Here is a 1,535-nt window from a genome sequence, read left to right on the forward strand (position 1 = left end):
AATAAAAGATTCCAATGATGGAGCGTTTCCTTTAGGGTCAATACATTCAGGGGCTAAGAGATTTAGAGTACATCCCCTTAATAATGCCTTTATCATAGATTCACTCATTACTGTATCTTTAGCTTCCATATTCCCTCCTATAGGTGATGCCCACTACAAGTTTCAAGTATCTTTGATTGCTGTGGGGAGAGCCGAACATAGCCAGCCTCTTTGACTTTACCAAAAATGTTCTTAGTGATAGCGATATTCGAGATAGGCTTCTCGCTTATAATCCAGTCAAAAAGGATTCCTTCAATAACCCTCTTTAATTCCTGTTCTGTTTTGATTCCCATTTATCCCTCCATTTCCTTAATCTTCTCTTTATAAAGCTGTTTCAGGTCTTCTAATTCGGATGTGGTAAATTTCTTTATCTCCGTAGCCTTATCCTCAAGCTCGACATCAGCACCTTCACCATAGAGCCTTATAATCTCTCTACGATACTTCAAGGTCTCCCCGGTGATGTTACAGTGTTTACATTGAAGGTGGACATTCTTTTCATCAAAGAGAGTGGCACTGTGCCTTCGGTCAATAAAATGTCCTGCGTCAGCTTCATTGCGCCTCACTAACTTTGTGCAGGTAATACAGTTCCCAAAATCTACAGTCCCCCGAGTTCTGAGGCAATCCCTCATACGAACATATTGACTGAATATATCCCAGACTTCTTTCTTGAGCTTTGCTATGCTCTTTCTTTTAGCCAGCTTTTGTATTGTGGTCATTGCTTACCTCTATAAACTTTAACTTTACCTCATCCCTAATTGCTTTATCGCTTGCCCAATTTGCATCACGCATTGCCATGCCCTTCTTAAAAAGACGGTCAGTTAATGGCAATTCCACCAGCAAGTCCCCAATTAGTTTGTTGCGTGAACATATAATCCTGCTCATTATCTCGTTCTGCTCTAATAGTTCTTGTTCTTTCATTCCATCATCCTCAATAAAGTGTCTTTACAATCTTGAAGCTGGGCTTGGGCAAATTCTTTCAATTTGTCGTTGAGCGTTATAACTTTAGGTGTAACAATCTTCTCACACCACTTTTGTATCTCCTCATCACTTATCACCCCCAGCTTCTCTATTTCCTCTCGAAAGAGAGAGACCTTTCTTAATGCCTTTGCTCCCTCTTGTAGTGCCATCTGTCCATCAAGGTTATCGGCCAAGCCGCCTGCTTTCCTATCCTCATAGATAGCCTCTAACAAACTCGCATAGAATACTAGTGTCTCATTCTCTCTTAACATTGTGCCTCTCCTTTACTTCTTGCTTTTGTTTTGAATCTTGCTTTAGCCTTTTCCTTGAAGGCTTGCCACTCTTTGCAATAATCCTCTGTATTAGGGATATTTACAGTAGTATTTCTTTCTATCCACTCCACCACTTCCCTTATCCCAGCCTTCCTAGCTTCTATTATCTCTAGCTCCCTAGCCTTCCAAGTGATTTCGGCTTGGGCTTTGGCAATAAAAGATTCCAATGATGGAGCGTTTCCTTTAGGGTCAATACATTCAGGGGCT

At 41.0% G+C, this 1,535-nt stretch carries 5 protein-coding genes; all 5 read right to left on the minus strand.

The features are described 5' to 3' along the window. Positions 1-137 precede the first annotated feature (137 nt). Complete coding sequence (locus MUP17_10105; GenBank protein MCJ7459333.1) at positions 138-332, minus strand: hypothetical protein; 195 nt, start codon at positions 330-332, stop codon at positions 138-140. Next, positions 333-755 carry a recombination protein NinG gene (locus tag MUP17_10110; GenBank protein MCJ7459334.1) on the minus strand — a complete coding sequence of 141 codons (423 nt, stop codon included), beginning with the start codon at positions 753-755 and terminating at the stop codon, positions 333-335. Then, on the minus strand, positions 730-957 hold the full coding sequence (locus MUP17_10115) for a hypothetical protein (GenBank protein MCJ7459335.1): 228 nt from the start codon (positions 955-957) through the stop codon (positions 730-732). Before MUP17_10115 ends, MUP17_10110 begins: the two co-directional genes overlap by 26 nt. Next, positions 954-1,268, minus strand: coding sequence for a hypothetical protein (locus tag MUP17_10120; GenBank protein MCJ7459336.1), 315 nt, complete (start codon positions 1,266-1,268; stop codon positions 954-956). The genes MUP17_10115 and MUP17_10120 overlap by 4 nt, the downstream gene beginning before the upstream one ends. Then, a partial coding sequence (locus tag MUP17_10125; GenBank protein MCJ7459337.1) for a hypothetical protein occupies positions 1,262-1,535 on the minus strand: 274 nt, incomplete at its 5' end. The genes MUP17_10120 and MUP17_10125, both read right to left, overlap by 7 nt.

Source organism: Candidatus Zixiibacteriota bacterium (assembly GCA_022865345.1).
Lineage (GTDB): Bacteria > Zixibacteria > MSB-5A5 > MSB-5A5 > RBG-16-43-9 > RBG-16-43-9.